This is a genomic window from Streptomyces sp. NPDC085596 (assembly GCF_044541565.1).
GTDB lineage: Bacteria > Actinomycetota > Actinomycetes > Streptomycetales > Streptomycetaceae > Streptomyces.
This window is the reverse complement of record NZ_JBITTC010000012.1, coordinates 170,361-195,513: the sequence shown is the minus strand read 5'-3', so window position 1 is coordinate 195,513 and position 25,153 is coordinate 170,361. Positions and strand designations below refer to the sequence as shown.

At 71.0% G+C, this 25,153-nt stretch carries 19 protein-coding genes and 3 pseudogenes; 4 read left to right on the top strand and 18 right to left on the bottom strand.

The window, feature by feature from the left end:
• The first annotated feature begins 207 nt into the window (after positions 1-207).
• Positions 208-816, top strand: a complete 609-nt coding sequence (locus tag ACIGA3_RS29190; protein WP_399721319.1) for a hypothetical protein — start codon at positions 208-210, stop codon at positions 814-816.
• 337 nt (positions 817-1,153) lie between these two features.
• On the opposite strand, the gene ACIGA3_RS29185 is transcribed toward ACIGA3_RS29190, so the two are convergent.
• Positions 1,154-1,438 carry a hypothetical protein gene (locus tag ACIGA3_RS29185; RefSeq protein WP_399721317.1) on the bottom strand — a complete coding sequence of 95 codons (285 nt, stop codon included), beginning with the start codon at positions 1,436-1,438 and terminating at the stop codon, positions 1,154-1,156.
• A gap of 695 nt (positions 1,439-2,133) precedes the next feature.
• On the opposite strand from ACIGA3_RS29185, the gene ACIGA3_RS29180 reads away from it, so the two are divergent.
• Together ACIGA3_RS29180 and ACIGA3_RS29175 are read left to right on the top strand one after the other, a co-directional pair.
• The gene (locus ACIGA3_RS29180) at positions 2,134-2,592 is read left to right on the top strand and encodes a hypothetical protein (RefSeq protein WP_399721315.1); all 459 of its coding nucleotides are present in this window, start codon (positions 2,134-2,136) and stop codon (positions 2,590-2,592) included.
• A gap of 414 nt (positions 2,593-3,006) precedes the next feature.
• Positions 3,007-4,401: a M1 family metallopeptidase gene (locus ACIGA3_RS29175; protein ID WP_399721314.1), complete on the top strand. Its 1,395-nt coding sequence runs from the start codon at positions 3,007-3,009 to the stop codon at positions 4,399-4,401.
• Positions 4,402-4,479: 78 nt separating this feature from the next.
• Here the strand turns inward: ACIGA3_RS29175 and ACIGA3_RS29170 are convergent, their stop codons facing one another.
• From ACIGA3_RS29170 to ACIGA3_RS29150, 5 genes and pseudogenes are all read right to left on the bottom strand, one after another.
• Positions 4,480-4,908, bottom strand: coding sequence for a VOC family protein (locus ACIGA3_RS29170; protein ID WP_399721312.1), 429 nt, complete (start codon positions 4,906-4,908; stop codon positions 4,480-4,482).
• Between the two features lie 39 nt (positions 4,909-4,947).
• A complete protein-coding gene (locus ACIGA3_RS29165; RefSeq protein WP_399721311.1) occupies positions 4,948-5,220 on the bottom strand; it encodes a DUF6193 family natural product biosynthesis protein in 273 nt (90 codons plus the stop codon).
• A 450-nt stretch (positions 5,221-5,670) separates the two neighbouring features.
• Positions 5,671-7,137 (bottom strand): annotated as a pseudogene (locus tag ACIGA3_RS29160) (hybrid sensor histidine kinase/response regulator); the annotation flags it as partial.
• Positions 7,138-7,329: 192 nt separating this feature from the next.
• Positions 7,330-9,036: pseudogene (locus ACIGA3_RS29155) on the bottom strand (AAA family ATPase); the annotation flags it as partial.
• Positions 9,037-9,116: 80 nt separating this feature from the next.
• Entirely contained in the window at positions 9,117-9,434 is a 318-nt protein-coding gene (locus tag ACIGA3_RS29150; protein WP_399721309.1) for a CU044_2847 family protein, read from the bottom strand.
• A 230-nt stretch (positions 9,435-9,664) separates the two neighbouring features.
• On the opposite strand from ACIGA3_RS29150, the gene ACIGA3_RS29145 reads away from it, so the two are divergent.
• A complete protein-coding gene (locus ACIGA3_RS29145) occupies positions 9,665-10,114 on the top strand; it encodes a spore-associated protein (RefSeq protein WP_399721308.1) in 450 nt (149 codons plus the stop codon).
• Between the two features lie 86 nt (positions 10,115-10,200).
• Here ACIGA3_RS29145 and ACIGA3_RS29140 read toward each other — a convergent pair whose 3' ends face one another.
• The 12 genes and pseudogenes from ACIGA3_RS29140 to ACIGA3_RS29085 form a co-directional block, all read right to left on the bottom strand.
• Positions 10,201-11,247 (bottom strand): sugar phosphate isomerase/epimerase family protein, encoded by a 1,047-nt coding sequence (locus tag ACIGA3_RS29140; protein ID WP_399721307.1) that lies wholly within the window; start codon positions 11,245-11,247, stop codon positions 10,201-10,203.
• A gap of 91 nt (positions 11,248-11,338) precedes the next feature.
• On the bottom strand, positions 11,339-12,754 hold the full coding sequence (locus tag ACIGA3_RS29135; RefSeq protein ID WP_399721305.1) for a nucleotide pyrophosphatase/phosphodiesterase family protein: 1,416 nt from the start codon (positions 12,752-12,754) through the stop codon (positions 11,339-11,341).
• Positions 12,751-13,920 (bottom strand): metabolite traffic protein EboE, encoded by a 1,170-nt coding sequence (eboE, locus tag ACIGA3_RS29130; protein ID WP_399721303.1) that lies wholly within the window; start codon positions 13,918-13,920, stop codon positions 12,751-12,753. The genes ACIGA3_RS29135 and eboE overlap by 4 nt, the downstream gene beginning before the upstream one ends.
• A gap of 3 nt (positions 13,921-13,923) precedes the next feature.
• Positions 13,924-14,835 carry a TatD family hydrolase gene (locus tag ACIGA3_RS29125; protein WP_399721301.1) on the bottom strand — a complete coding sequence of 304 codons (912 nt, stop codon included), beginning with the start codon at positions 14,833-14,835 and terminating at the stop codon, positions 13,924-13,926.
• Positions 14,835-15,524: an EboA domain-containing protein gene (locus ACIGA3_RS29120; protein ID WP_399721300.1), complete on the bottom strand. Its 690-nt coding sequence runs from the start codon at positions 15,522-15,524 to the stop codon at positions 14,835-14,837. Before ACIGA3_RS29120 ends, ACIGA3_RS29125 begins: the two co-directional genes overlap by 1 nt.
• A 383-nt stretch (positions 15,525-15,907) precedes the next feature.
• Positions 15,908-16,795 (bottom strand): annotated as a pseudogene (locus ACIGA3_RS29115) (sugar phosphate isomerase/epimerase family protein); the annotation flags it as partial.
• Positions 16,792-17,796 (bottom strand): SCO3242 family prenyltransferase, encoded by a 1,005-nt coding sequence (locus tag ACIGA3_RS29110; protein ID WP_399721299.1) that lies wholly within the window; start codon positions 17,794-17,796, stop codon positions 16,792-16,794. The gene ACIGA3_RS29110 and the pseudogene ACIGA3_RS29115, both read right to left, overlap by 4 nt.
• Positions 17,793-18,926 (bottom strand): inositol-3-phosphate synthase, encoded by a 1,134-nt coding sequence (locus tag ACIGA3_RS29105; RefSeq protein ID WP_399721298.1) that lies wholly within the window; start codon positions 18,924-18,926, stop codon positions 17,793-17,795. The genes ACIGA3_RS29110 and ACIGA3_RS29105 overlap by 4 nt, the downstream gene beginning before the upstream one ends.
• 79 nt (positions 18,927-19,005) lie before the next feature.
• The gene (locus tag ACIGA3_RS29100; RefSeq protein WP_399721296.1) at positions 19,006-20,340 is read right to left on the bottom strand and encodes a ThuA domain-containing protein; all 1,335 of its coding nucleotides are present in this window, start codon (positions 20,338-20,340) and stop codon (positions 19,006-19,008) included.
• Between the two features lie 15 nt (positions 20,341-20,355).
• Positions 20,356-22,842: a PQQ-dependent sugar dehydrogenase gene (locus tag ACIGA3_RS29095; RefSeq protein ID WP_399721295.1), complete on the bottom strand. Its 2,487-nt coding sequence runs from the start codon at positions 22,840-22,842 to the stop codon at positions 20,356-20,358.
• 76 nt (positions 22,843-22,918) lie between these two features.
• A complete protein-coding gene (locus tag ACIGA3_RS29090) occupies positions 22,919-23,917 on the bottom strand; it encodes a sugar phosphate isomerase/epimerase family protein (RefSeq protein ID WP_399721293.1) in 999 nt (332 codons plus the stop codon).
• Positions 23,918-23,929: 12 nt separating this feature from the next.
• The gene (locus tag ACIGA3_RS29085) at positions 23,930-25,135 is read right to left on the bottom strand and encodes a Gfo/Idh/MocA family protein (RefSeq protein ID WP_399721291.1); all 1,206 of its coding nucleotides are present in this window, start codon (positions 25,133-25,135) and stop codon (positions 23,930-23,932) included.
• Positions 25,136-25,153 lie beyond the last annotated feature (18 nt).

Below are 25,153 nucleotides of genomic sequence, written 5' to 3'. Positions count from 1 at the left end.
CCGGAATGCAACCGCCATTTGATCCCCCACACCATGACGAGGGACACTGCCCGGCGGGTGCGTGTTCCCCGTCGAGCGGGACTCGCTTCGGCATCCTCCTGTGCAGGTCACCAGGGGTCATTTACCCAACGATTACTGGGCAGTTGACCTCAGGGTTTCGTGATAGCGTCCTTGTTCGCAGGAACAGTGCAACCTGAAAGGGAAATTGTGAACACGGAGAAGATCGCCGCTCGCCGCCTCTCATTGGAAGAGGTGACGAAGCTCGGCATGAAGGACAGGCTCTTCGTTTCCGCCGACACGGCAGAACTCAAGATTCCCGGATGCTATGTCCCTGCCTTTCTGACCAAGTCCGGTGAGGATTTCGAGGGTGGCTCGATCACGGCGAGGACCGTATTCCAGGAAGAGGTCTCCTGCCTTCCCGACGACGAGGATGAAGCCGGGATCTACCTGGCCGACGAGAACGGCTCGGTGACCATCGAGGTCCTCCAGTCCGCCGGTGTCGTGCTGGACCTGGCACTCTTCGTTCCCAATGGGGACAAGGGGGCCCTCTCGGCCCTTTACGCTGCGGCCCGGCAGGCGTTCGGCGCCGACGTCGTGCAGATCTGGCGCCAGGGCCTCAAGGAGGTTCCCGACGTGAAGGTCGACATCTTCGAGGAGCAGGTTCCCCGGGGACGCAAGGGGGGCGACAGCCCCAAGCGTGACCGTCGCGCGATCGACACCTACCCCGCCCGCGCGGACTTCATCGAGTTCACCGCGGGGTGGAAGCCGGTCATCGAGATACACAGGCCGGTCGTCGACGACACCCCGACCATCTGAGGCGGCGCATGTGTTCTCGGTGTTCTCGGCTTGAGAGAACACCGAGAACACATGCGCCACACCCGGTCGCCCCCTGAGCGGCCCAGGGAACCGTCGGAAAACAACTCACGAACGCCGAAGCGCCGTTCTCGATGACCGCGAGAAAGCCAGCCTGACCGACGAGCGTGAGGGCGGGAATCAGGCCCTCGGTCTCGGTGCATCCCCCGCGCCTGCGGGGATGCACCGGATTGTTCGGTCGCCGCGTGGGCCGGTGGGCCTTGCGGCCGCATCAGATCCTCGCCGTCAACGATCACACCCGACGACGGCTGCTGATCCGGTGCCCAACACCTGTTCCGCGTCAGACCTCGCGCAGAGGGCGGCGGCCGGTGCCCGGCGGTCCCGCATAGGTCTGGGCGAGCGGCAGCCAGGCGTGCGCGAGCGGGCCGGTGACTGTCAGGGCCAGGTCCTCGTGGTGGCGCCGCCGGGTGGCGAGCAGGCAGAAGTCCAGGGCGGGCCCAATTACGCGGTCGACGGCGTCCTGCGGCCCCCAGGCCCACGACTCTCCGTCCGGGCCGGTGAGTTCGACCCGTACCGGGTCGGTGGGCGCGGGTCGCCCGTGCGTCAGGAAGGCGAAGTCCCGCATCCGTACGCCCAGGTGCGCGATGTGCCGCAGCCGTGCCGTGGGGACGCGGTCGGCGCCGAGGCAAGCGCGCGAAGCAGTTCCTCCCGGCCGGCACGCCAGACAGCCGGCAGACCCGGCCTGAGACGCCGCGGAAACCCCGTGCGCGCCCGGGAAGCGGTGCACCAGAGGCCCCCGGGAACAACACCCTCGCGGTCCGTGACCCGGCTGACCCCGCCGCGACGGGCAGCCGGCCACTACGGAGACGTCAGCCAGCCGACTTCAACCTGCACGGCACGGACTCGAAAGAGCAGCGAGCCGACAGGAGCCCGTGCCGGCACCGGTCTCGATGAACAGCACACCTCAAGAGCACGGCGACTCCGCCCGCAGAAACCCGACAGCCATGATCCGCCACCCAGCCTCGGGCACCGCCACAGCCGGCAGACGGGCACTCAGGGCCGGCTGATACGCCCACTCCCGCGCCGACTCCCCGTACGGCGTGAGACGGGCCGCTCGGCCCTGGCCGGGGCGGGTACGACGGTCCTCGGTAGGGTGACGGCATGTACACATGGGGGCGTGGACTCAGATTCACAGCGGTGTCGGCGGTGGTCGTACTGGCCCTGACCGGGTTCTCGTCGGGCCGTGGTCACGGGAGCCGCGGCCATAGTGGCGGCGGGGGCGGTTGCAGCAACTCCAGCCAGGACCACGACAGTTCGTCGGTGTCGGGTATCGGCGGCTCGTCCAGCAGCGATCCGTACGACAGCGATCCGTACGGCGATTCGTCCAGCAGTGACGCGTACGACCTCGGGGCGAGCACCGGTGACAGCGACGGCGGTACATACCGTTCGCGGCCCGCCAGGCGTTCCACCCCCACGGCGTCCTCCTCCGGCGGTACCGCCCAGACCTTGAAGGACGGCACCGCCGTACTCATCCGCTGCGCGAGCACGGACGACCCGTACGCGACCGTCGAGGTCAGGAATCCGAACGGACGAGAGGGCCTCTTCACCGTGAGGATCAGCTTCCGGGACGAGCACGGCCTCACCGTGATCGACTCCTCCGATCAGGTGTCGGTGTCCGCGAAGGACGAGGCAACGGTCCGGGTGCCCGTTGCCAGCACGGGGCGCGTGGACGAGATCGATCACTGCGAGGTCGATCCACGGGCCACAGCCGACCAGTAACGGGCCGCGGAGCTCACCGACAGACACCCAAAGCCCCCGGCGCAGAGGCCGGGGGCTTGCGGTGGGGCGTGGCTGGAAGTCAGGCCGTCGTGGCAACGGCTCGGCGCTAGGGGACGGCCATGAGCCCGGAACACGCCACTTCAAGGTGCTCCGCCGAGCCGGCGTCATCAGGCAGTACCACGTGGGCACCTCATGCATGAACGCCCTGCGCACCGCCGGCCTCGAGCGGGCCCTCCCCGGCCTGCTCGACGCAATCGTCAGCGCTTCGACCCCGACTCCGGCCGCTGCGGCCGGGCATCCCCCTACCCACGCGATGCGGGAAGAGGCAGCAACTGCCCTGCTGGCACTGACAGATCAGCCCATCGGCCGTCCGACTGGGGTCGAAACGCAGGCGGCATGGCAGTATGCACTGGCATGTCACTGTCAGCCGCATCGCTGCCCCGCTCCGGCCGTCGTCTGTTCGTCGTGCTGATCGTGCTGCTCGCGGCGGTCGGCACCGGTGAGAGGCGTGCCGGCGCGGCGGCCGGACCAGGGACGTCCAGCGTCGCCGCGACGCCCGATCGCGCTCGCTACGACGTGGGCCTGCGCTCCGACGCCGACGGCAGCCACTGGACCGGACGGCAGCGGGTGTCGTTCCGGAACGCGTCGGGTCAGCTCTTGCGCGAGGTGTACCTGCGCCTGTGGGGCAATGGCGAGGACAAGTGCGGCACGCCCGGTGTGCCCTCCCCCGTCGTCGTGTCGCACATACGCGGTGGCACGTCGGCTCGTCCGACCGTCGACTGCACGGCGCTGCGGATCGCCCTGCCCAAGCCGCTCGGGCGGGGTATGCGGACGTCCGTCTCCTTCGACGTCTCCATCACCGTGCCCGACCGCAATGCCCGCTTCGGCCGCGAGAACGCGTACCGCTTCCTGGGCAACGCGTTGCCGGTGCTGGCCGTGCGCGACACGAAGGGGTGGCACCTCGATCCGTACGTCGCGGTCGGCGAGAGCTTCTACTCACTGGCGAGCGACTTCCGCGTACGTCTCGACCACCCGTCCGCGCTGCGAGTCCCCGCCACAGGTCACACCCGAACTCGCCCCGGCGGCCCCCAGCGTACGGTGACGATCAGCGTTGCGGAGCAAGTGCGTGACTTCGCGTGGGCGGCGGGCCCGTTCCGCACGGCCACGGACACCACACCCGGGGGCGTGCGTGTGAAGTCGTACTGGTCGCCGGACACCCCCGCCGCGGGCGTGCGCCTCAACCGCACGGAGGCCGTCGCCGCGATCGACCGGTTCGGCCGGGAGCTGGGCCGCTACCCGTACGGCGAGATCGACCTCGTGATGACCAGCGGGTTCGGCGGCGGCATGGAGTACCCCGGTCTCGTCCTCCTCGGCACCACCGAGGAAGGCGGCGCCGTCGTCCATGAGGTGGCGCACCAGTGGTGGTACGGCATCGTCGGCAACGACGAGTACGCCTCACCGTGGCTGGACGAGAGCTTCGCCCAGTACGCCAACGCCCGCTTCTACGGCTGGGACACCCGCAACTGCTGGTCCGACGTGTACTGGCCCGACGACAGCGCCGCGCTCACCGACTCGATGGCCTACTGGTCGCAGCACCGCGGTGAGTACCACCTCGTCTACACAGCCGGGCCATGCGCCCTCGCCGACCTGCAACGCACCCTCGGCGCCGACACCATGGCCCGGCTTCTCAAGCGCTACGCCCGCGACCACTGGTACGGCGTCTCCACCACCGACGACTTCAAGAAGCTCGCCCAGTCCATGACGGACGACGACCTCGGCCCCTTCTGGGAAGCCCACCGCATCAACTGACAGCAGCCGCGCATGGGCCAAACTGACCTGATCCCCAACCCCGGCACGCGGCACACCACTTGCCGGCCCCGAGGATGCTCAGTCGACGCAGAACTCGTTGCCCTCTATGTCCAGCATGGGGATGCACGCGTCGTTGCCGTCGTACAGCGTGCGCACGTGTACCGCGCCGAGCGGGACCAGTCGCGCGCACTCGGCCTCGAGTGCGGCAAGGCGCTCCTCTCCCACGAGTCCGGTGCCGACTCGCACATCGAGATGCAGCCGATTCTTGGCAGCCTTTCCTTCGGGAACGCGCTGGAAGAACAGCCGCGGGCCCACACCTGAGGGATCGACGCAGGCAAACCACGCGTCCCGCTGCTCAGATGGCAGCGAGCGCTTGAACTCGTCCCACGTGGCAAACCCCTGCGGTGGCGGCGGTACGACATACCCCAACACCTCGCACCAGAAGCGAGCGAGACGCTCAGGCTCCGCGCAATCGAAGGTGACTTGGAACTGCTTGGCCGTGGACATCGGCGCACCCTACCAAGGGGGCGCAGTTGCTCGTCCTCTTCAATCGGACCATCTGCCCAACGCGATCGGGCCGAGGCCGGACGGCAGGTGGCGCACGGCCAGCGCGACGGCCTCGTGCGCTGTGGCGAACTGGCCGAGGTCTGCGGTGACGATGCCCCTGCCCACTCCGTACGTGCCGTCGCTGTTCGCGGCAAGGCACGGTCCCACCTTGGTCAGGCGAGGACGAGTGGTGGTGGAGAAGCGCAGCGCCCAATGGCTCGTGAACGGATGGAGCGCGCGCAGGACCGGCTCGGCGTACGCCGCCTCGATCAAACCCTGGTACGTCTCCTGCCACCGTCAGGTCGTCCGTCCTGCCGTCGATCAGGGCCAGGCTCTGGAACGGTTCAGTGCCGTAGACCGACCAGCGCCGCTCGTGCTCCCATGCGCTGACCTGCAGCGGCTCACGGCTCGGCAGGGTACTCGCGACGCTCGCGTGGAGCAGCGGAGCGGAGTCGGGAGACGTGACGGGCACGGCGCCGAGGCTGGCTTCCGCCTCGGCCTGGAGCGCTGTGGCGAGGCTGCCGCAGGCCGCGATGTCGGGGTACAGGACGGCGGGATCAGGTGAGGTGGGTACGGTTCCCGATTGTGCCCGAGCCATTGGTTTCCGGGGCGGGCGGCCGAACGCGGACTCCTCCGGGGCGAACCCGTCTCCAACTCCCTCCGGATGTCGCACAGAAGTCATCCGCGGAGGCTGACGCGCAGCCCAGGCTGGGTGAGAGTCGGTCAGCCAGAGCTGTCATGACCGGCGGACGGCAGCCAGATTCTCAGCGTGGTGAGGAGGACATCGAGGTCGACGGGCTTGGTGAGGTAGGCGGAGGCGCCCGCTGCGTGAGCGCGCGCCCGGTCCTGATCCATCGCGCGGGCTGTCAGCATGATGACGGGGACGCCGGCCAGTTCCGGGGAGGCCCGGATCGCCGCGGTGGCCGCGTAGCCGTCCATTTCGGGCATCATGATGTCCATCAGCACCACGGCCACGTCGTCGTCCTGCTCCAGCACTTGAAGGCCCTCGCGGCCGTTCTCGGCGTACAGCACCGACAGGCCGTACTGTTCGAAGATGCTGGTCAGCGCGAAGACGTTGCGGACGTCGTCATCGACGACCAGCACCTTCTCGCCGTCGAATCGGATGTCAGGTCGTGCTGTCGGTTCGTGCGGCTCTTCCGGCGTCCAGACCGCCGGGCTGTCGTCCGTCTCGGACCGGGCCGAGGACGCGGCTGGTACACCGGCCTTCGCGGGCTGCGGGGAGCCGGGCGCCGACAGCCCTCCGAGGTGCAGTGGCAGGTAGAGGGTGAAGGTGGAGCCGTCCCCCGGCTTGCTCCGTGCGTGGATCTCGCCGCCCAGCAGGTGCGCGATCTCCCGCGAGATGGACAGGCCCAGGCCGGTCCCCCCGTACTTGCGGCTGGTCGTGCCGTCGGCCTGCTTGAACGCCTCGAAGATCACCCTCATGTCGCCGGCCGTGATCCCGATACCGGTGTCGGTCACCGAGAAGGCGATCAGGTCGGCATCGCGCAACGAGCCGTTCTCCAAAAGCTGCTCCCTGATCTGCGCCGGCATGTCCGCGGTGGCGGGGTGCATGACCAGTTCGACGGACCCGGCGTCGGTGAACTTCACAGCGTTGGACAGCAGGTTGCGCAGGACTTGGAGAAGTCGCTGCTCGTCGGTGAAGATGATTTCCGGCAATGCGGGTGAGACACGCACCGTCAGCTTCAGGCCCTTCTCATCGGTCAGAGGCCGGAAGGTCGCCTGCACGTAGTCGACGAGTCGCACGAGCTCGATACGGGTCGGTGACACGTCCATCCTGCCCGCCTCGGCCTTCGTCAGGTCGAGGATGTCGTTGATCAGCTGGAGCAGGTCGGAGCCGGCTCCATGGATCGTCTCAGCGAACTCGACCTGCCTGGGCGTCAGGTTCGTGTCCGGGTTGTCGGCGAGCAGCTTGGACAGGATCAGCGAGGCATTGAGCGGTGTCCGCAGCTCGTGCGACACGTTGGCGAGGAACTCGTTCTTGTAGCGCATGGAGACGGCGAGTTGCTCGGCGCGTTCCTCCAGGACCTGCCGGGCGTCCTCGATCTCGATGTTCCTCGCCTCGAGGTCACGACTCTGCTGGGCCAACAGCGTGGCCTGCTCCTCCAGTTCCTCCGTCCGCAGGCGCAACTGCTGCGTCAGCTCCTGCGACTGCGCGAGGAGTCTCTTCGTGTGCTGCTGCTGCTGGAGCAGCACGTCACCGCTGTGTTCGATGAAGGTCGTGACGTCCGGAGGAATGTCGGTCCTCCGTTCGCCCAGCCAGCGCTGTGCTTCCGCCACACGGGTTGCGGAGAGCAGGTCCTCCTCCCGGGCGCGTTCCTCCATGAGACTCAGCCACTGCTGGAAGGCGGCGTCCTCCTGTACCCACCCGGAGAGCCGGTCCCATTCGCGGATCAGGGCCTCGTGAGCGATCTCCGCCGTGTCGGGTCCTGCGGACCCCAGAACCACGATGCGGTGCTCTGGCTCGGCGAGGAGCCGGGCTACCTGCCAGTCGTCCCCCAGATGTGTGCGGTGCGCGGTGACGCGTACGGCGTTGGCGCTTCCGTCACGTGCCCGCACCATGGCCAGCAGGACGCGGCGGATCCGGTGCTCCTCGAGATCCATCTGCTCGCGGAGCCAGTGGTACACGTTCTCCGCGTGCTGGTCGAGCGCTCCTGACACGCCGCCCAGACCGTGGTAGCTGTCGAAGCTGATCTGCCGCTCCTGCTGCAACGGCCACAGTTCCGTGAGCGTGAATTCCAGCAGTGGCAGGCTTCCCGGCGCTTTGCTCGCCTCTGCGGCGATCCGCTCCGGGAGCCCGGGGCTGAAGGTGACTCTGGAGAAGTGGGCGGGCTCGACGATGACCCTCGTCAATGCCGACTCGTTCAGGGGCGAGACGTTCAGTTGCCTGTCCTGGATACGGCCACCGATGTCGGGCAGCTCCAGCAGATCGGGGAGGAAGTCGGCGCGCAGCGTGCACACCAGCCGCACCCGCGCGTCGGGAGCGCTGCCCGCGGAGGGAAGCAGACTGTGCAGGAAGGGAAGAGGATCAGCGCCGGTGCCGCTTCCGAACGTCTCCTCGAACTGGTCTCCCACGAGGGCCAGCCGCTGCCCGGTGAGAACCGCGATCTTCGAAGCCACCGGCCAGAACCCGTTCAGCCGCAGGGCGTCGGCCCGGTGTTCCAGTTCCTCGAGCGAGTGCTGTGCTCCGGGGCGTTCGACGTCGAGCAGGGCCCGGGCAACCGCCTCGAACGGTGAGGTGCCCGGGCGGAAGGTGGCCACCCGCCAGCCCTCGCCCTCGAGCTCGGGCCGCAGTCCGGCAGCGACCAGCGAGGACTTGCCCACCCCCGACGGGCCCGTGACCATGACGAGTGGCTTGGCCTTCACCATGTTCCTCAGCAGCTCCACCTCTGCTTCACGGCCCACGAACACGCCGCTCTTGCCGTCCTGGGCGGTGAACGCCTCGAGACCGCGGTAGGGACAGGGAGGGAGCAGGGAGCGGCCCAGCAGTTCGGGCCAGGCCGCCGCCACCTCTGACAACGGGATGGCGTAGGCGTCCTGGGTGAGACCGTCCCGGCCGGCGATCGCGAGCATCCCGACGACGGAGTCGCCCCAGCGGTCCGTGGCGATGACCGGGGCGCCGCTGTAGCCCGGCTGGGCTCGCAGAGCGGATTCCGAGTGCGCGTCGAGCTGGATGAGCCCTCCGCCGACGGATCCCCTCAAGGCACAGGTACTCCAGGCCCCGTTGGCCCTGCGTGGTGGTGTGCCGGCGAAGCCGAACACGGCCACGGACGAGTCCTTGGCCAGCCCCAGTGACACGTCGACCAGTCGCGCGGCACCCGCGTGCGCGGGCAGGGTGTCACCGGCGATGATCAATCCGGCGACGTCCCGCCCTGAGCCGTGAGGGCCAGGCGGCGGGTCCCAGGCGACGACGCGGCACGCTCGCAGCGGAGCGCCCTCACCGTCGCCGAGCAGCACGAACTCGACCTGGATACGGGCATCGTCCGGTGGACGTTCTTGATGACGCTTGTCCAGGCCGAGGGCCGCGTTGACGACGTGCGCGCAGGTGACGATGTGGCGTCCACCGACCACGAATCCGACACCCACGGGAGTGTCCGAGGAGCCTGATCGGATCTTGACGACGAAGCCTTCCCGCTGCGCCTGCACGACCGTCAGTTCCGCTTCCAGAGCACACGCACGGCGAAGTTCACCTCGGCCGTCCCCTTGGCGATGACGACCCCGCTCTCGCCTCCGATCTTGAGGCCGAACTGGACCTCCGCCTCGTCCGGTTGCATGGCTCTCACGGTTTCCGAAATCTGCACCAGCGCGGGCCGCACCCGCGCCAGGGCGTCGCGCAATGAGGTCTCGGCGCGCCTCACCACACCGTCATCGGCCGCGAGTTCGAGGTCCGGACCGGCCAGGTCCGTCTCGGCCTCGAAGACAGCGCTGCCTTCGCCGTCCGTAACAGTCATCATGACCAGTTCCGCCATGGCAATCCCCCGCGTGTTCAGCCCTGACAAGGCAACCCCCATCCTGAAGCATCGAAGGAGGTACGAGGGACGAGTTGGTTCAGTTCCTGCTCCTGCGGACCCTCTGTCTTCGCGACCCACCCCGCTGTACACCGATCGGGCTTTCTTCGAAGACCGGTGCAACCATCCGGATGCGTCGCTAGTCACACCAGACAGGAGCAACAAGCTTCTACCGCCACAAAGGGGGAAAAATGCGATCCAACCGTACTGCCCTCACCGTCGGTGCTCTGGCCGCGCTCGCGCTCGGGGCCGGCACCGCGATGGCCGCGCCGGCGTCCGCCGCGCCCAACACCACCCCGCAGAAGGTCTGCGGGAGCAGCTACCGCACCGTCAACTCCGCGGCCGTCGGCTCGCTCGGGACCGTCTACCTGACCTACAACGCGTCCAACGGCAAGAACTGTGTGACCACGATCCGCAACAGCCCCGGCACCGCGGTCGACATGTCGGCGTGGCTCTACGTCGCGGACACCGACCAGGGCGACGACGACTACGGCCGGTTCACCTCGTACGCCGGACCGACCTACGTCTACGGCAAGGGGCACTGCGTGGACTGGGGCGGGCAGATCAAGAACGTGTACGTGCAGATCTCCGGCTCCAACTGCGCTTCCCTGAAGGAGAAGCGGGTCACCTACACCCGCTGAGCCGCGTACGCGCACGGTGAAGACTCGCTCTGGCGGAACTGTCCGTTCCGCCAGAGCGAGTCTTCTTCATGTGCCAGCAGTCCCGGTCAGCACTTCTCGCGCAGCGAGTGCAGGTACGCGCTGGAGCGGCGGGCGAAGCTGAGGGAGTCCGTCGGGTTGTCGTGTTCGGTCTGCCAGTGGTGGGACAGGCGTTGGCCGCGCAGGTGGGTCACGGTGGAGATGAAGCGCTGGTAGTCGATGTCGCCGTCGCCGACGTCCGTCATGCGGTAGCCGAACTCGTTCGTGGGGTCGCTCACCCCGTCCTTGACGTGGAAGAGGGGGTAGCGGTGGGAGTGGGCGAGGACGTAGTCGAGGGGGTCGAAGGGGGCCGGGGTGCCGTCGGGGCGCTTGGAGAAGCGGAACTGGCCGGCGTAGGCCCAGTAGATGTCCATCTCCAGGTGGACGAGGTCGGGGTCGGTTTCCGCCAGCAGGACGTCGTAGAGACGGACCTTGGGGTCGTCCGCGGCGAAGGCGAACTCGTCGGAGTGGTTGTGCTGGTAGAACTTCATGCCGCGCGCCCTGGCCGCCGCGCCGTACGTGTTGAACTCCTCCGCGGCGCGCTTGAAGGCGTCGACGGTCGAGCCGTAGCGGAACGGGCCGGAGGCGGTGCCGATGTGCTTGAGGCCGAGGGCCTGGGCGTCGTCGAGGACCCGGTCGAGGTTCTGGGCGAAGGTGTAGGCGTTCGGGTCGTCCGAGTAATAGCCGACGTGGCTGCCGATCGGGGTCAGGCCGTGGTCCCTGGCGAGGTGCCGGAGGCGGGCCAGGGTTATGGGGCCGGCGGAGCCCTGGGTGTAGCCGGCGAACTCGATCTCGTCGTAGCCGTACTTCTCCAACTCGGCGAAGACGGGGGCGAAGCCGAGGGTGCTGACCTTGTCGCGCAGGCTGTAGAGCTGGATGCCCAGGCGGCCGGGGGGCAGGACGGGGCGGCCCCGGCCGATGGCGGAGGCCGCCGGTGCGGTGGTGGCGGCGGAGGCGGGGGCGGGGGCGGCGGCGCCGAGCAGCGCGGCGGCCGTGGCGCCCGCCGCGACGCCCAGCATGCCCCTTCTGGTCAGGCGGTGGGATAGTTCGGGGTCATTGTGTGAAATGCGGCTCATGCGGGAACTCCGGGGTGTGGGAGGGCGTTGTCAGTGGTGAGTGCTTCACTGGGGACCAGGCACACACAGGACGGATGTGGTGATGGTTCCGTCAGGTGAGGCCGGCCAGTCGGAGCAGGAGTGATTTCACATCGGTGGCCGCGACACGGTCGCCGACGGCACGGGGGGTGGAGCAGATGAGGAGCGGACCGTCGTCGTCGCTCGCGGGAAGGCGGCCGTGGCTGCCCCGAATAGGTGACGGGTCCAGGGGCACGACCGCCATGCGGTAGCGAAGGCCGAGCTTCTTGCGGGCCAGCGCGGCCGCCGCCTTGACCTTGACGTAGGGGTCGAGGGGGTCCATGAAGAGTTCGACCGGGTCGTAGCCGGGTTTGCGGTGGATCTCCACGAGCCGTGCGAAGTCGGGCGCGCGGGCGTCGTCGAGCCAGTAGTAGTACGTGAACCAGGCGTCCGGCTCGGCCACGGCGACCAGTTCGCCCGAGCGCGGGTGGTCGAGGTGGTGGGCCTTCTTGCCCTCGTCGTCCAGGAGTTGGGCGATGCCGGGCAGGCCGCTGAGGGCGGCCCTTGTGGCGTCGAGGTCTTCGGGGCGGCGGACGTAGACGTGGGCGATCTGGTGGTCGGCGACCGCGAAGGCACGTGATGCCATCGGGTCGAGGTACTCCATGCCGTCCTGCTCGTGCACCTCCAGCAGCCCGGCGCGGCGCAGGGCGCGGTTGATGTCGACGGGACGGTCGGCGCGGGTGATGCCGTACTCGGACAGGGCGACGACGGTGCGGCCTTCGGCGTGGGCGTCGTCCAGGAGCGGTGCGACCGCGGCGTCCAGGTCGGCGGCCGCGGTGAGGGAGCGCGGGTCGTCGGGGCCGTAGCGCTGGAGGTCGTAGTCGAGGTGCGGGAGGTAGCAGAGGGTCAGGTCGGGACGGCGGGTGCGCTGGATGTGGCGGGTCGCGTCGATGATCCAGCGGCTGGAGGCGAGACCGGCGCCTGGTCCCCAGAACTGGAAGAGGGGGAACGTGCCGAATTTCGCGGTGAGTTCGTCGTGCAGGTCGGGAGGGCGGGTGTAGCAGTCGGGTTCCTTGCGGCCGTCGGCGTAGTAGACGGGACGGGGGGTGACGGTGATGTCGGTGTCGGCGCCCATGGCGTACCACCAGCAGATGTTGGCCACGGTGTAGCCGGGGTGGGCGCGGCGGGCGGCGTCCCAGAGTTTGTCTCCGGCGACGAGGCCGTTGTGCTGGCGCCACAGCAGGACGTCGCCCAGCTCGCGGAAGTACCAGCCGTTGCCGACGATGCCGTGCTCGGCGGGCGTGGTGCCGGTCAGGAAGGTGGACTGGGCGGCGCAGGTGACGGCGGGCAGGACGGTGCCGAGCGGGGCGCGGGAGCCCTGGTCCGCGAGTGCGCGCAGGCGGGGCATGTGCTGAAGGAGACGGGGGGTGAGGCCGACGACGTCCAGGACGAGCAGCGGGGTGGGGTGGCCGGGCGCGGGCTGGGGCGGGGCCGCCGGTCGGCCGGTCACGGCAGCTCCTTCAGGCCGAGGTCGGTGAGGAGGTCGCGGGCGAGGGCGAGTTCGGCCGCGATGCCGTCGGTGAGCTGGGCGCGGGTGCGGGGCCTCAGCTCGGCGGGGAGGGCGTGCCAGGTGTAGGTCTCGACCTCCAGGTGCCGGGTGAGGGGGCGCGGTCCGCCGACGAGGCGGGTCAGGGCGGTGGCGAGGACGGGGAGGGTGGAGGTGAGGGGCGCGGCGGGGGCCGCGTGGAGCGGGACGTGGACGTGGGTGCGCCACGGCGCGCTGTCGGGCAGAGCGCCGTCCTGGAGGGCGTCGCCGAGGTCGTCGGTGCCGTGTCGTCCGGTGGCGGTGAGGGTGCGGGTCTGGTGCAGGAACCGGGGCTCGGCGAACGCGCCGAGGGCCTGGCGGACGTCGGGGCGGTGGGGGTGTTCGGCGTGCAGGGCCGCGGAGAGCTGGGACTTGACGACGGGGACGCCGGCCTGGACGAGGGCGTCCAGGGCGGTGTGCGGGTCTTCGAAGGAGGTGGCGAGGTGGCAGGTGTCGACGCAGATGCCGATGCGGGGGTGGGCGATGTCGGTGAGGGGGGTGAGGGCGTCGGCGGTGGTCTCGATGACGCAGCCGGGTTCGGGTTCGAGGCCGACGCGCAGGGAGCGGCCGGTGAGTTCCGCGAGGGCGTCGAGGCGTTCGCCGAGGGTGCGCAGGGCGGTGTGGGCCGTCTCCATGCGGTCGGGCGTGGCGGCGGTGCGCCAGGCGAGCGGCAGGGTGGAGATGCTGCCTTCGAGGATGTCGTCGGGGAGGAGGCCGGCGAGGATGCGGGCGAGGGCGGTGGTGTGGCGCAGTCGTTCGGGATCGGCCCAGTCCGGCTTGTAGACGCGGTACTTGACCTGCTGGGAGCCGAAGCCCTCGTAGGGGAAGCCGTTGAGGGTGACGACCTCCAGGCCGCGCCGGTCGAGTTCGGCCCGGAGGGCGGCGAGGGCGCCGGGGTCGTTCTCCAGGGCGAGGGCGGCGTCCTTGGCGAGCCAGAGTCCAATGCCGAGGCGGTCTCGGCCCAGGCTGCGCCGGACGGGTTCGCAGTGGTCGCGCAGCTGGGCGACGACGGCGTCGAGGGTTTCGGCGGGGTGGACGTTGGTGCAGTAGGCGAGGTGGACGAGGGAGCCGTCGGGGTGGCGGAAGCGCACAGGTCACTCCTGTCCGGCGGGCACGGCGGCGGGGGTGTCGGCGGGGGTGTCGTCGGGCGCCGTGTCCTTGGGGGCGCCGCGGAGGATGGTGTTGCCCTCGTGGGTGGCGTCGGTCGCGGCGACGTCCAGGTCGAGCCGTCCGCTGAGGCCGTAGAAGGCGACGGGGTTGCGCCACAGGACGCGGTCGATGTCGTCCTCGGTGAAGCCTTCCGCCAGCATCAGGTCGGCCACCCTGCGGGTCTTGAGCGGGTCGCTTCTGCCCCAGTCGGCGGCGGAGTTGACCAGGACCTGTTCGGGGCCGTAGGCGCGCAGGACGGCGACCATGCGTTCTTCGTCCATCTTGGTGTCGGGGTAGACGGAGAAGCCGAGCCAGCAGCCGCTGCCCTTGGCCTCCTTGACGGTGGTCTCGTTGAGGTGGTCGAGCAGGACGCGTTCCGGGGCGAGCGCGGATTCCCGGACGGCGTCCAGGGTGCGGCGCAGACCGGCGGCCTTGTCCCGGTGGGGGGTGTGGACGAGGGCGGGCAGGCCGTGGTCGGCGGCGAGCTGGAGCTGGGCGGCGAGCGCGGCGTCCTCGGCCGGAGTCATCGAGTCGTAGCCGATCTCGCCGACGGCGACGACCCGGTCCTTGACGAGATAGCGGGGCAGTTCGGCCAGGACGGGGGTGCAGCGGGGGTCGTTGGCCTCCTTGGGGTTGAGGGCGATCGTGCAGTGGTGGGCGATGCCGTACTGGGCGGCGCGGAAGGGCTCCCAGCCCAGGAGGGAGTCGAAGTAGTCGAGGAAGGAGGCGGTCGAGGTGCGGGGCTGGCCGAGCCAGAAGGCGGGTTCGACCACGGCGCGGACACCTGCTGCGCGCATGGCCTCGTAGTCGTCGGTGGTGCGCGAGGTCATGTGGATGTGGGGGTCGAAGAGGCGCATCAGGACTCCTTGCCGTGGGGGGTGCCACCGTGGGTGGCGTGCGGCGGGGCGGCCGGGTCGGTCAGGGCCAGGACGTGGTGCAGGTCCTCGGGGACGGGGCGGCCCGCGGCGGTGCGTTCGGCGGCGAAGTCGGCCAGCATGCGGGCGAGTTCGGTGTCGCCGTGGGCGCGGGCGGCGAGCTGGGCGACTCGGGCGACGGGCACGCCGGTGAACAGGCACTTCAGGATCGCGTGGCGCCACAGGTGCGGCGTCAGATGGCGGGCGGCGTAGGGGCCGACGGCGGCCTCGAGGAGCCGGGTGTCGTTGGTGCGCAGGGCGTCCTCGACGAGAGGGAGGGATTCGGGGCCCGGTACGAGGTGGGGCAGGGCGTGCAGCACGGCGCGGCGTTCGTCGGCGGTGCCCCGGTGGTAGACGCGGGCGAGGTCGGCCGGGGCTGGGCCGGCGGCGCGCAGGATGAGGATGCGGGCGGCGTCGGCGTGCACGGGGCCGCAGCGGCGGCGGGCCTCGGCCAGACGAAGCTCCCAGACAGGGTCCGGGTGGGCTGCGGCTTCAGTGAGGGCGAGGTCCAGCCAGTCTCGGGCGGGGGGTGTGAGGTGGGTGCGGAGGTCATCTGGGAGAGGTGGGGGGCTTGCTGCGGAGGGGGTACGGCTGGGGGCTGGGGTGTCGGGGATGGAGTGGGGGTGCGTCATGCGGTGGTCCCTTCCGTGGGGGCGGAGGGCTCGGTGGGGAGGGTGCCGGCCGGGGCGCTCGCGGGGGCTGCCGCCAGCAGGTGCGGGGATGAGGTGGCCTGGCTGGTCACGGGGTCGGCGGGCTCGGTGCGCGGGAGGGCGCACGGGCCATCGGTCCGGGAAGGCGGGGTCGGGGCGGCGTCGCTGGTGACCGGGGCGGAGGTCCCGGTGCGGGGCACGGGGCGTAGGGCGGTCACGGGGGTGACCGCCGGGCTGCTCGGGGGTGGGGCAGCCTGGCTCGTGACGGGCGAGGAGTCGGTGCGGGGCACAGGGTGGGGAGCGTCGGCCGACGGGCTGACGGGGCCGGCCGCCGGGGTGAGCAGGGGTCGGGCGGCGTGGATGGTGGCGGATGCGGCCGCCTTGAGGAAGGGCAGGGAGGTTTCGGCGAAGTGGGGGCCGGCGTGGGAATGGCGGGGCAGTTCGACCACGGTGAGGCCCTGGTAGCCCGTGGCGGCCAGGGCCGTGAGGACGGCGGGGAAGTCGATCTCGCCGTCTCCGAGCGGCAGGTGTTCGTGCCGGCCGCGGCGCATGTCCTCGATCTGGACGTGACGCAGCCAGGGTGCGGCGGCACGGACGCAGTCGGCGGGCGTGAGCGGTTCGAGGCACTGGCAGTGGCCGATGTCGAGGGTGAGGCCGAGGTGGGCGGGGTCGCCGAGGGCGTGGCGGAGGCGGTGGAAGTCCGCGAGGGTGGCGAGGAGGTGGCCGGGCTCGGGTTCGACGGCGAGGGGGATGCCGGCTGCGCCGGCGGATTCCAGGACCGGGGTGAGTGTCTCGGCCAGCCGGTCCCAGGCCGTCTCCTCGTCAGTGCCGGGAGGGAGGATGCCGCTGAAGCAGTGCACGGCGTGCGCGCCGAGTTCGGCGGCGATCCGCACGGCCCGGATCAGCAGATCGGCACGGCGGGCCCGGTCGGCGGGGTCGGGGTCGAGGAGGGAGGGGCCGTGTTTGCGGCGCGGGTCGAGGACGTAGCGGGCGCCGGTCTCCACCGTGACCTCCAGGCCGAGCGCGGCCAGACGGCGGGCCACCTGGCGGGTGCGGGCGGCGAGGTCGGGGGCCAGGGGGTCGAAGTGCATGTGGTCGAGGGTGAGGCCCACGCCGTCGTAGCCGAGGTCGGCGAGCAGGGCGAGGGCGTCGTCGAGGCGGAGGTCGGCCAGGCCGTTGGTGCCGTAGCCGAAGCGGAAGGCGGTCGGGCCGGCAGGCGCCTTGGTGGTGAGGGGCTCGGGCGCGGGCGTCATGTCACGCTCACCTTCCTGGCGAACCGTGCGGCCAACGGGGCCAGAGCCGCGGTGATCAGCGCGCTGACCGGCGCTGCGGAGCGGGCCGAGAGCGCGGCCTGGAGCGGGATGGTGGCGCGGATGCCGCCGCCGACGGCTTTCTGGGTGAGCGGGGGCGACGGGTTGAGGGCTGCGTGGAAGTAGGGGCGGGCGGCAGTGGCGGCGTAGGCGAGGGCGCACGCCACACGCAGGGCGTGGCCGCCGAGAGCAGCTGTAGGGGGGCCCGATCCGGCGGGGCTCATCTGGTCTGTCTTCACCGGGGTTCGGCTCACGGTGGGCGTCGGCCGTCGGGTCAGGAGGTGCGTCAGGGCGCCGGTGGTGGCGAGTGCGGTCAGGGGGGTGAGGGGGGAGCCGCCCTGGGTCTCGTTACGGGAGACCGTGGTGAGGGCGAGGGTGTGGGTGCCGAGCAGGGCGGCGGAGGCGAGCGCGGGCCGGACGTGTCCCGAGGTGGCGGCGGCGCCGAGCAGGAGGTCCAGTGCGCGGGCGGCCGCCATCGCGGCGGGGCCCACGGGGGTCCGTTTGAGGCCCAGGTCGTACGCCCACACGGTCGCGGCCAGGGGCGCGGCGACGGCGAGCGCGGGCCGGCCGGCGCGTGCGGCGAGCGCCAGGCCGGTGGCGGTCAGGGCGCAGGCCGCGGTGAGCGCGGCGGCGGGGCGGACGCGGCCCGAGGGCAGGGGGCGGTGGGGGCGTTCGGTGGCGTCCTCGACCCGGTCGGCCCAGTCGTTGAGCGCCATGCCCGCCTCGTACAGGCAGAGCGAGGAGCCGATGGCCCAGGCGGTACGAGGGCCTGGGCGGCCGGGGACCGTGGCGGCGCCGGCCAGGACGTCACCGGGGACGGTGAACAGGGCGGGCAGTCGCAGGAGTTCGACCCAGGCGGCAGGTCGTCGGCTGCCCCTGACCTGGTGAGGAAGCGGGCCATGGTGCGGGGGCTTGGAGACCCCAGGACGCCCCTCCCCCGTCACCGTGTCTCCTCCGCGTGCCCGTCGGCGGTGCGGAGCCGGGCTGCGAGGCGGGTCAGGGCCGTGTACTGGTCGCTCAGGGCCGACGGGCCGTCGCCCACCGGGTCCTTGAAGTAGAAGCCCAGGTCGGTCAGCGGCCCGGACATGCCCGCCGCACGGGCGCGGAGGGTGAGGCGGGCCAGGTCGAGGATCAGTGGGGCGGCCAGGGACGAGTCGCAGCCCTGCCAGATGGTCTGCAGGATCATGCGGGTGCCGAGGAAGCCGTCGAAGGCGATGTGGTCCCAGGCGGTCTTCCAGTCGCCAAGGGCGGGCACGTCGTCGATGTGCACCTCGCCCTGTACCGGGGTGCCGAGGGTGTCGGTCAGGACCCGTTCCTTGCCCGCGTTCTTCGCGGCGGCCGCGGCCGGGTCGGCCAGGGCGGCGCCGTCGCCGCCGCCGAGGAGGTTGGTGCCGGACCAGGCCCGTACCGCGAGGGCGCGCTGGGCGAACATGGGGCCCAGCACCGAGCGCAGGAGGGTCTGGCCGGTCTTGCCGTCCCGGCCGGCGTACGGCAGCCCGCTTCGGCCCGAGGCGGCGGCCAGGGCCGGGTGATGGAGGCCGGTGGACGGGGTGAAGTTGACGTAGGGGCAGCCGGCGCGCAGGGCCGCCGCCGCGTACAGCGAGCTGGGCGGGAGAGCGTCGCCGTCGGGGGCGGGCTCGGTGGAGGCCACGTTGACGACCACCGTCCCGGCCGGGGCGCGGCGGGCGGTGAAGTCACGGATGTCGGCCGCGAACGCCTCGATCAGCGCCTGCTCGTCACGGTCGTCGTCCGGGATCGGGCCACCGGAGGCGATCTCCTCGTCGGCGGCGCGGAGTTCGGCCGCGACGGCCGCGGGCAGACCGGGTGGGAGGACGCCGGCGGCCGCGAGTTCCTCGGCGCGCTTCGGCAGCGGGCAGTCCAGCGTGTCGTGGCCGCCGAAGACCAGGGAGGACAGGCCGGGCAGGCCGCACTCGGCGAACAGGGCGGTCTCCGTGAGCATGCCGGTGGGCGGGTGCAGACCGGCGGACATCGCGGCGCAGCCCGCGACCACGGTGGTCGCCACCGAGCCTCGGGCGCCGATGAGCCACACGCCGGCGGGACGGGACGTAGACATGATCGGCCTCCTTGTGTACGTGCTCATCACGGACCGGAGACGGCGGGCGGGAGTACGGCGTCTCCCGCCCGCCGCCGCTTCAGCGCCCCTCTGCGGGCAGTTCCTTGATCCGGACGTCACGGAAGGACACCTGGTCGTCGGCCCCGTGGTTCTGGATGCCGATGTGGCCGTCGCGCAGGCTCCGGGCCGGGTCGGTGTTCGTGAAGTCGTTGACCTGGGTGCCGTTGAGCCAGATGCGGAGGCGTTCGCCCTCCACCCGGATCTCGTAGGTGTTCCACTCCCCCGGCGGGTTCAGCGCGCGGTCCCGCGCGGCCAGGTCGGCGGACTGGAAGCCGTATACGGAGCCGGTGGTCTTCTCCGGTACGTCGGTGGCGTCGATCTGGACCTCGTAGCCGTTGTCCACGGCGGACCAGGGGTCGTCCGAGGGCGGGAAGCCCACGAAAACGCCCGAGTTGCCGTCCCCGGTGATCTTCCAGTCGAGCTTGAGGGAGTACGAGGAGAAGCCGGCGTCGGCGTACCAGAGCAGGCCCATGCCGCCGGACGAGGTCAGCGTGCCGTCGTCGGCCAGGGTGAAGGAGCCCGGCCCCGCCTGCCGCCAGCCGAGGAGCGACCCCTCGGTGCCGTCGAACAGGCGACGGTAGCCGTTCTCCGGGCGGCAGTCGGCCTGGGTGGCGCCGGTCGCCCAGCGGAGGCCGCCCTGCAGGTGGGCGCGGAAGGCGGGGTCGGCGTAGGACTCCCTGGTGTGGCCGCCGCCGGTGTAGAAGGCGCGGCCGCCCTGGTAGGTCTGGCACCAGGCGATCGGGTGGTCGCCGTTCATGGTGCCGCCGCTGTACGAGGACTCGTCCAGCGAAGCCAGGATGTGGGCCCGTTCGCGTGGGCTGGAGCGGTAGTTGTACCACTCGTCGGTGCGTTCCCACCGGCCGGGCAGCTGGGCGGTGGCGGGGTGGGCGTGGTCCTCGACCACGACGGTGGCGGGCTGGATCGCCGGGTGCGACGCGAACCAGGCCCCGGCGAGGCCGCCGTAGAACGGCCAGTCGTACTCGGTGTCGGCGGCCGCGTGGACGCCGACGTAGCCGCCGCCCTGACGGATGTAGCCCTCGAAGGCCCGCTGCTGGGCGGGGTTCAGGACGTCGCCGGTGGTGGAGAGGAAGACGACGGCGTCGTAGCGGCGCAGGTTGCGGGCGGTGAAGGTCCCCGCGTCCTCGGTGGCGTCGACCGTGAGGCCGTCCGTCGCGCCGAGCTGCTGTACGGCCGCGATGCCGTCCGGGATGGAGTCGTGGCGGAAGCCGGCGGTCTTGGAGAAGACCAGGACCCGTCCGGTCTCCGTGGGCTTCGCGGCGGCCGGGCCGGTGACGCAGCCGAGCAGCAGTGCGGCTCCCAGGGCCGTGGTGGTGAGCAGGCGTGTGGTGCGCATGGGGGTGACCTCCGCTCAGCCGGTGGTGAAGGTGAAGTCGTCCACGTCGAAGAGGGCGCCGGTGCCGCCCTTGAAGACCAGGAAGAGCGTGGTCGTGCCCTTCGGCGCGCGGGACAGGTCGGCGCTCACGTCCTGGAAGGTCTCCCAGCCGCCGGTCACCGGCACGGTGGCCTTGCCGAGCAGGGTGCCCTTGGCCGATCCGGCGCGGATCTCCAGGGTTCCGCCGGCGCCGCCGGAGGAGACGCGTGCGGTGATCTTCTTGGCGTTGCCCAGCGCGTAGGGGGTGAAGGAGATCCAGTCGCCGTTGTGGATGTCGCCGACCGTCTTGCCGCCGTGGGCGGTGTCCTTCGACTGGAGGGTGACGCCGGAGGAGCCTGTGTAGTGCTCAGCCTGGCGGTGGCGGGGCTGGGTGACGTTCTGGTCGTGGGAGGTGAGCGGGGCCTGGCCGCCGCCTCCGGTGTCGGTGTACTCGGCGTCGAACACGCCGAAGATGTCCTCGTTCTCGTCGTGGCCGCCGTCCGCGCTGGTCTGGATGGTGCCGGAGCAGCCCTTGGCGGAGGTCAGCGGGTGGCCGTGGGTGTCGTGGCCGAGGATGAAGTGGACGGTGACCTTGGAGCAGTCGATGTTCTGGCCGTCCTCGGGGTCGGTGACCTTCACCGTGAACGGGACCGCGTCACCGAAGCTGAACAGCTGTCCGTCCTGCGGGAGTTGAAGGGTCACAGTGGGAGCGGTGTTGCCCACGACGATGCGTACGGCGGCGCTGCCCGTGCGGCCGGAGGGGTCCTTGGCGGTCAGGGTGGCGGTGTAGGTGCCGTTCTGCCGGTAGGTGTGGGTGGGGTTGGCGGCGGTGGAACTGGTGCCGTCACCGAAGTCCCAGTGGTGGGTGAGGGTGTCGCCGTCCTGGTCGGTGGTGCCGGCGGAGGAGAAGCGGACCTTCAGCGCGGCCTGCCCGGACGTCTTGTCGGCGGCGGCCACTGCGACCGGCGAGTGGCCGTCGGTGGCGTTCTCGATCCGGTACAGGGCGGAGTTCTCGTCGCCGCCGAACCAGGCGGTGCCGTAGTCCAGGACGTACAGCGCGCCGTCGGGGCCGAAGGCCATGTCCATCACCTGGGTGCCGGTCCAGGGGAAGGCGTTGATCGACCGCACCGCGCCGTCGGAACCGGTGTCGATGCGCTTGATCCAGCGTCGGCCGAACTCACCGGCGAAGAAGTCGCCGTCGTACGCCTCGGGGAACTTCACCGGGGAGTCCAGGGCGGGGTCGTAGTGGTAGACGGGGCCGCCCATCGGGGACTCGGAGCCGTCGCCGAACTCCGGTACGGACGCGCCGTCGTAGGGCAGCCAGGCCGTCTGGGCCGGGGGCAGGTCGGTGAGGCCGGTGTTGTGCGGGGAGTTGTTCTTGGGGGCGGCGCAGTCGAAGGCCGCGCCGGAGGTCCTGGTGGCGAAGTCGTAGTCCACGTAGGCGTCGTTCTTGCCGGTGCAGTAGGGCCAGCCGAAGTTGCCGGGGCCGGTCACGCGGGCGAACTCGACCTGGCCGCCGGGGCCTCGGGCCGGGTCGGCGGCACCGGCGTCGGGGCCGTAGTCGCCGACGTAGAGGACGCCGGTCTCCTTGTCGACACTGAAGCGGAACGGGTTGCGGAAGCCCATGGCGTAGATCTCGGGGCGGGTCTTCGCGGTGCCGGGGGCGAAGAGGTTGCCGTCGGGGACGGCGTAGGTGCCGTCGGCGTTGACCTTGATCCGCAGGATCTTGCCGCGCAGGTCGTTGGTGTTGCCGGAGGTGCGCTGGGCGTCGAAGGCCGGGTTGCGGTCGGCGCGTTCGTCGATGGGGGTGAAGCCGTCGGACTGGAAGGGGTTGGAGTCGTCGCCGGTCGACAGGTAGAGGTTGCCGTCCTGGTCGAAGTCGATGTCCCCGCCGACGTGGCAGCAGATGCCGCGCGAGGTCGGCACCTCCAGGATCTTCTTCTCGCTGGCGGTGTCCAGGGTGCCGTCGGTCTTCAACACGAAGCGGGAGAGCCGGTTCACGCCGTCGAAGGGGGCGAAGTCGGCGGCGGTGCCGGTCTCGGGGGCGTCTCCGGGCGGGGTGTCCATCGGGGGCGCGTAGTAGAGGTAGACGAACCGGTTGTCGGTGAAGCGCGGGTCGACGCCGACGCCTTGGAGGCCCTCCTCGTCGTGGGAGTACACGGCGAGTCGGCCCGCGGTCCGGGTGGTGCCGGTGGCGTCGGTGAGGCGGAGTTCACCGTCGCGGGAGGTGTGCAGGACCGAGCGGTCGGGCAGGACGGCGAGGCTCATGGGCTCGCCGACCTCCGCCTCGCCTCGGGCGAGGGTGACCTGCTGGAAGTCCTCGGCGGCCGCGCTGCCCCGGCCGGCGGGGCTCGCGGCGGCGGCGCCGGGTGCGGTGAGGGCGAAAGTGGCGCCGATGAGGAGCGCACCGCAGGTGAGGGCGAGGGCGGTGCGCCAACGTGGCCGGCGGGTGGGGGTACCGGTGGGGCGGTCGTTCCCGTGCACGAATGCCTCCAGAAGAAGCCGGTTGTACGGGCGGGTGGGGGTGCGCCGGGATGCGCCGTCATCCCGGTGGGAAAAGTCAGTGGCCGAACGCCGCGTCGAACGAGGCCGACGGCGGATCGAAGTCGTACGCCTTCAGGCGGGCCAGGGCCTCGGGGGCGCCCTGGAGACGGTCCATGCCGGCGTCCTCCCACTCGACGGAGACGGGGCCCTGGTAGCCGATGGAGGCCAGCATCCGGAACACGTCCTCCCAGGGGACGTCACCGTGCCCGGCCGAGACGAAGTCCCAGCCGCGGCGCGGGTCGCCCCAGGGCAGGTGGGAGCCGAGCCGGCCGTTGCGGCCGTCCAGGCGCTTGCGGGCCTCCTTGCAGTCCACGTGGTAGATCCGGTCCCGGAAGTCCCACAGGAAGCCCACCGGGTCCAGGTCCTGCCACACGAAGTGGGAGGGGTCGAAGTTCAGGCCGAAGGCGGGCCGGTGCCCGACCGCCTCCAGGGCGCGCCGCGTCGTCCAGTAGTCGTAGGCGATCTCGCTCGGGTGGACCTCGTGCGCGAACCGCACGCCCTCGGCGTCGAAGACGTCCAGGATCGGGTTCCAGCGCTCGGCGAAGTCCTCGTAACCTCGCTCGATCATCGCTTCGGGGGCGGGCGGGAACATGGCGACGAGGTGCCAGATCGCGGAGCCGGTGAAGCCGACGACCGTGTCCACGCCGAAGGCGGCGGCGGCCCGCGCGGTGTCCGCGATCTCGGCCGCCGCCCGACGGCGCACGCCCTCCCCGTCGCCGTCGCCCCAGATCCGGGCGGGCAGGATCGCCTGATGGCGTTCGTCGATGATGGCGTCGCAGACGGCCTGTCCGACCAGGTGGTTGGAGATGGCCCAGCACTTCAGGCCGTACTTGTCGAGGAGGGCGTGCCGGGAAGCGAGGTAGCCTGGGTCGGCCAGGGCCTTGTCCACCTCGAAGTGGTCTCCCCAGCAGGCGAGTTCGAGTCCGTCGTAGCCGAAGTCACGGGCCAGGCGGCAGACTTCTTCCAGCGGGAGGTCCGCCCACTGGCCGGTGAACAGGGTGAAAGTACGCGGCATGGCCGGCCCTCCTCAGAACACGATCGGGGTGTAGACGGAGTTCTTCGCCGCGCTCTCCTCCACCGCGGCCAGCACCCGCTGGACTTCGAGCCCGTCGGCGAACGACGGGACGGGCTTGCGGCCCTCCGCGATGGCGTGCACGAGGTCACGGGCCTGGTGGACGAAGGTGTGCTCGTAGCCGAGACCGTGTCCCGGCGGCCACCAGGCGTCCAGGTAGGGGTGATCGGGTTCGGTCACCAGGATGCGGCGGAACCCCGCGTGTGCGCCCGGCTCGGTGCCGTCATGGAAGGACAGCTCGTTGAGCCGCTCCAAGTCGAAGGCGAGGGAGCCCCGTTCTCCGTTCAGCTCGATCCGCAGCGCGTTCTTGCGTCCGGTGGCGTACCGCGTCGCCTCGAAGGAGGCCAGGGCTCCGAAGGCGAACCGGCCGGTGAACACGGCGGCGTCATCCACCGTGACCGGCCCCAGACCACCTGTCGGCAGGGGCCGCCTGCGTACGAAGGTCTCGGTGAGCGCGGACACCCCGGCTAGCCTCTCCCCCGCCAGGTACTGGGCGACGTCGATGACATGCGCGCCCAGGTCCCCGAGCGCGCCCGAGCCGGCCGCCTCCTTGCGGAGCCGCCAGGTCAGCGGGAACTCCGGGTCCACCAGCCAGTCCTGGAGATAACTCACCCGGACGTGCCGGAGGGCCCCGAGCCGCCCCTCGGTGATCATCCGCCGGGCGAGGGCGACAGCGGGCACCCGGCGGTAGTTGAAGCCGACCATCGCCAACTGTCCGTTCGCGTACGCCTCTTCCGCCGCAGCCGCCATCGCCTCCGCTTCCTCGACGGTGTTGGCGAGCGGCTTCTCGCACAGCACATGCTTTCCGGCCGCGAGGGCGGCGAGCGCGATCTCGGCGTGGCTGTCGCCGGGGGTGCAGATGTCGACCAGATCGACGTCGTCGCGGGCGATCAGCGCACGCCAGTCCGTCTCGGTGTCGGCCCAGCCGTGGCGCTCGGCGGCGGACCGCACGGCGTCGGGGTCCCGGCCGCACAGCACGGACAGGACCGGTTCGCGGGGCAGGTCGAAGACGCGGCCCGCCGTGCGCCAGCCCTGGGAGTGGGCGGCGCCCATGAAGGCGTACCCGACCATCCCGACGCGCAACGGCGGCTTGCCCTTGGGGCCGGGACGGTTACCGTCCGCGCCGGTCCCCTCCCCTGCTGAACTCTGCGGCTGTGCCATGCGGTGGGTCCTCTCCTC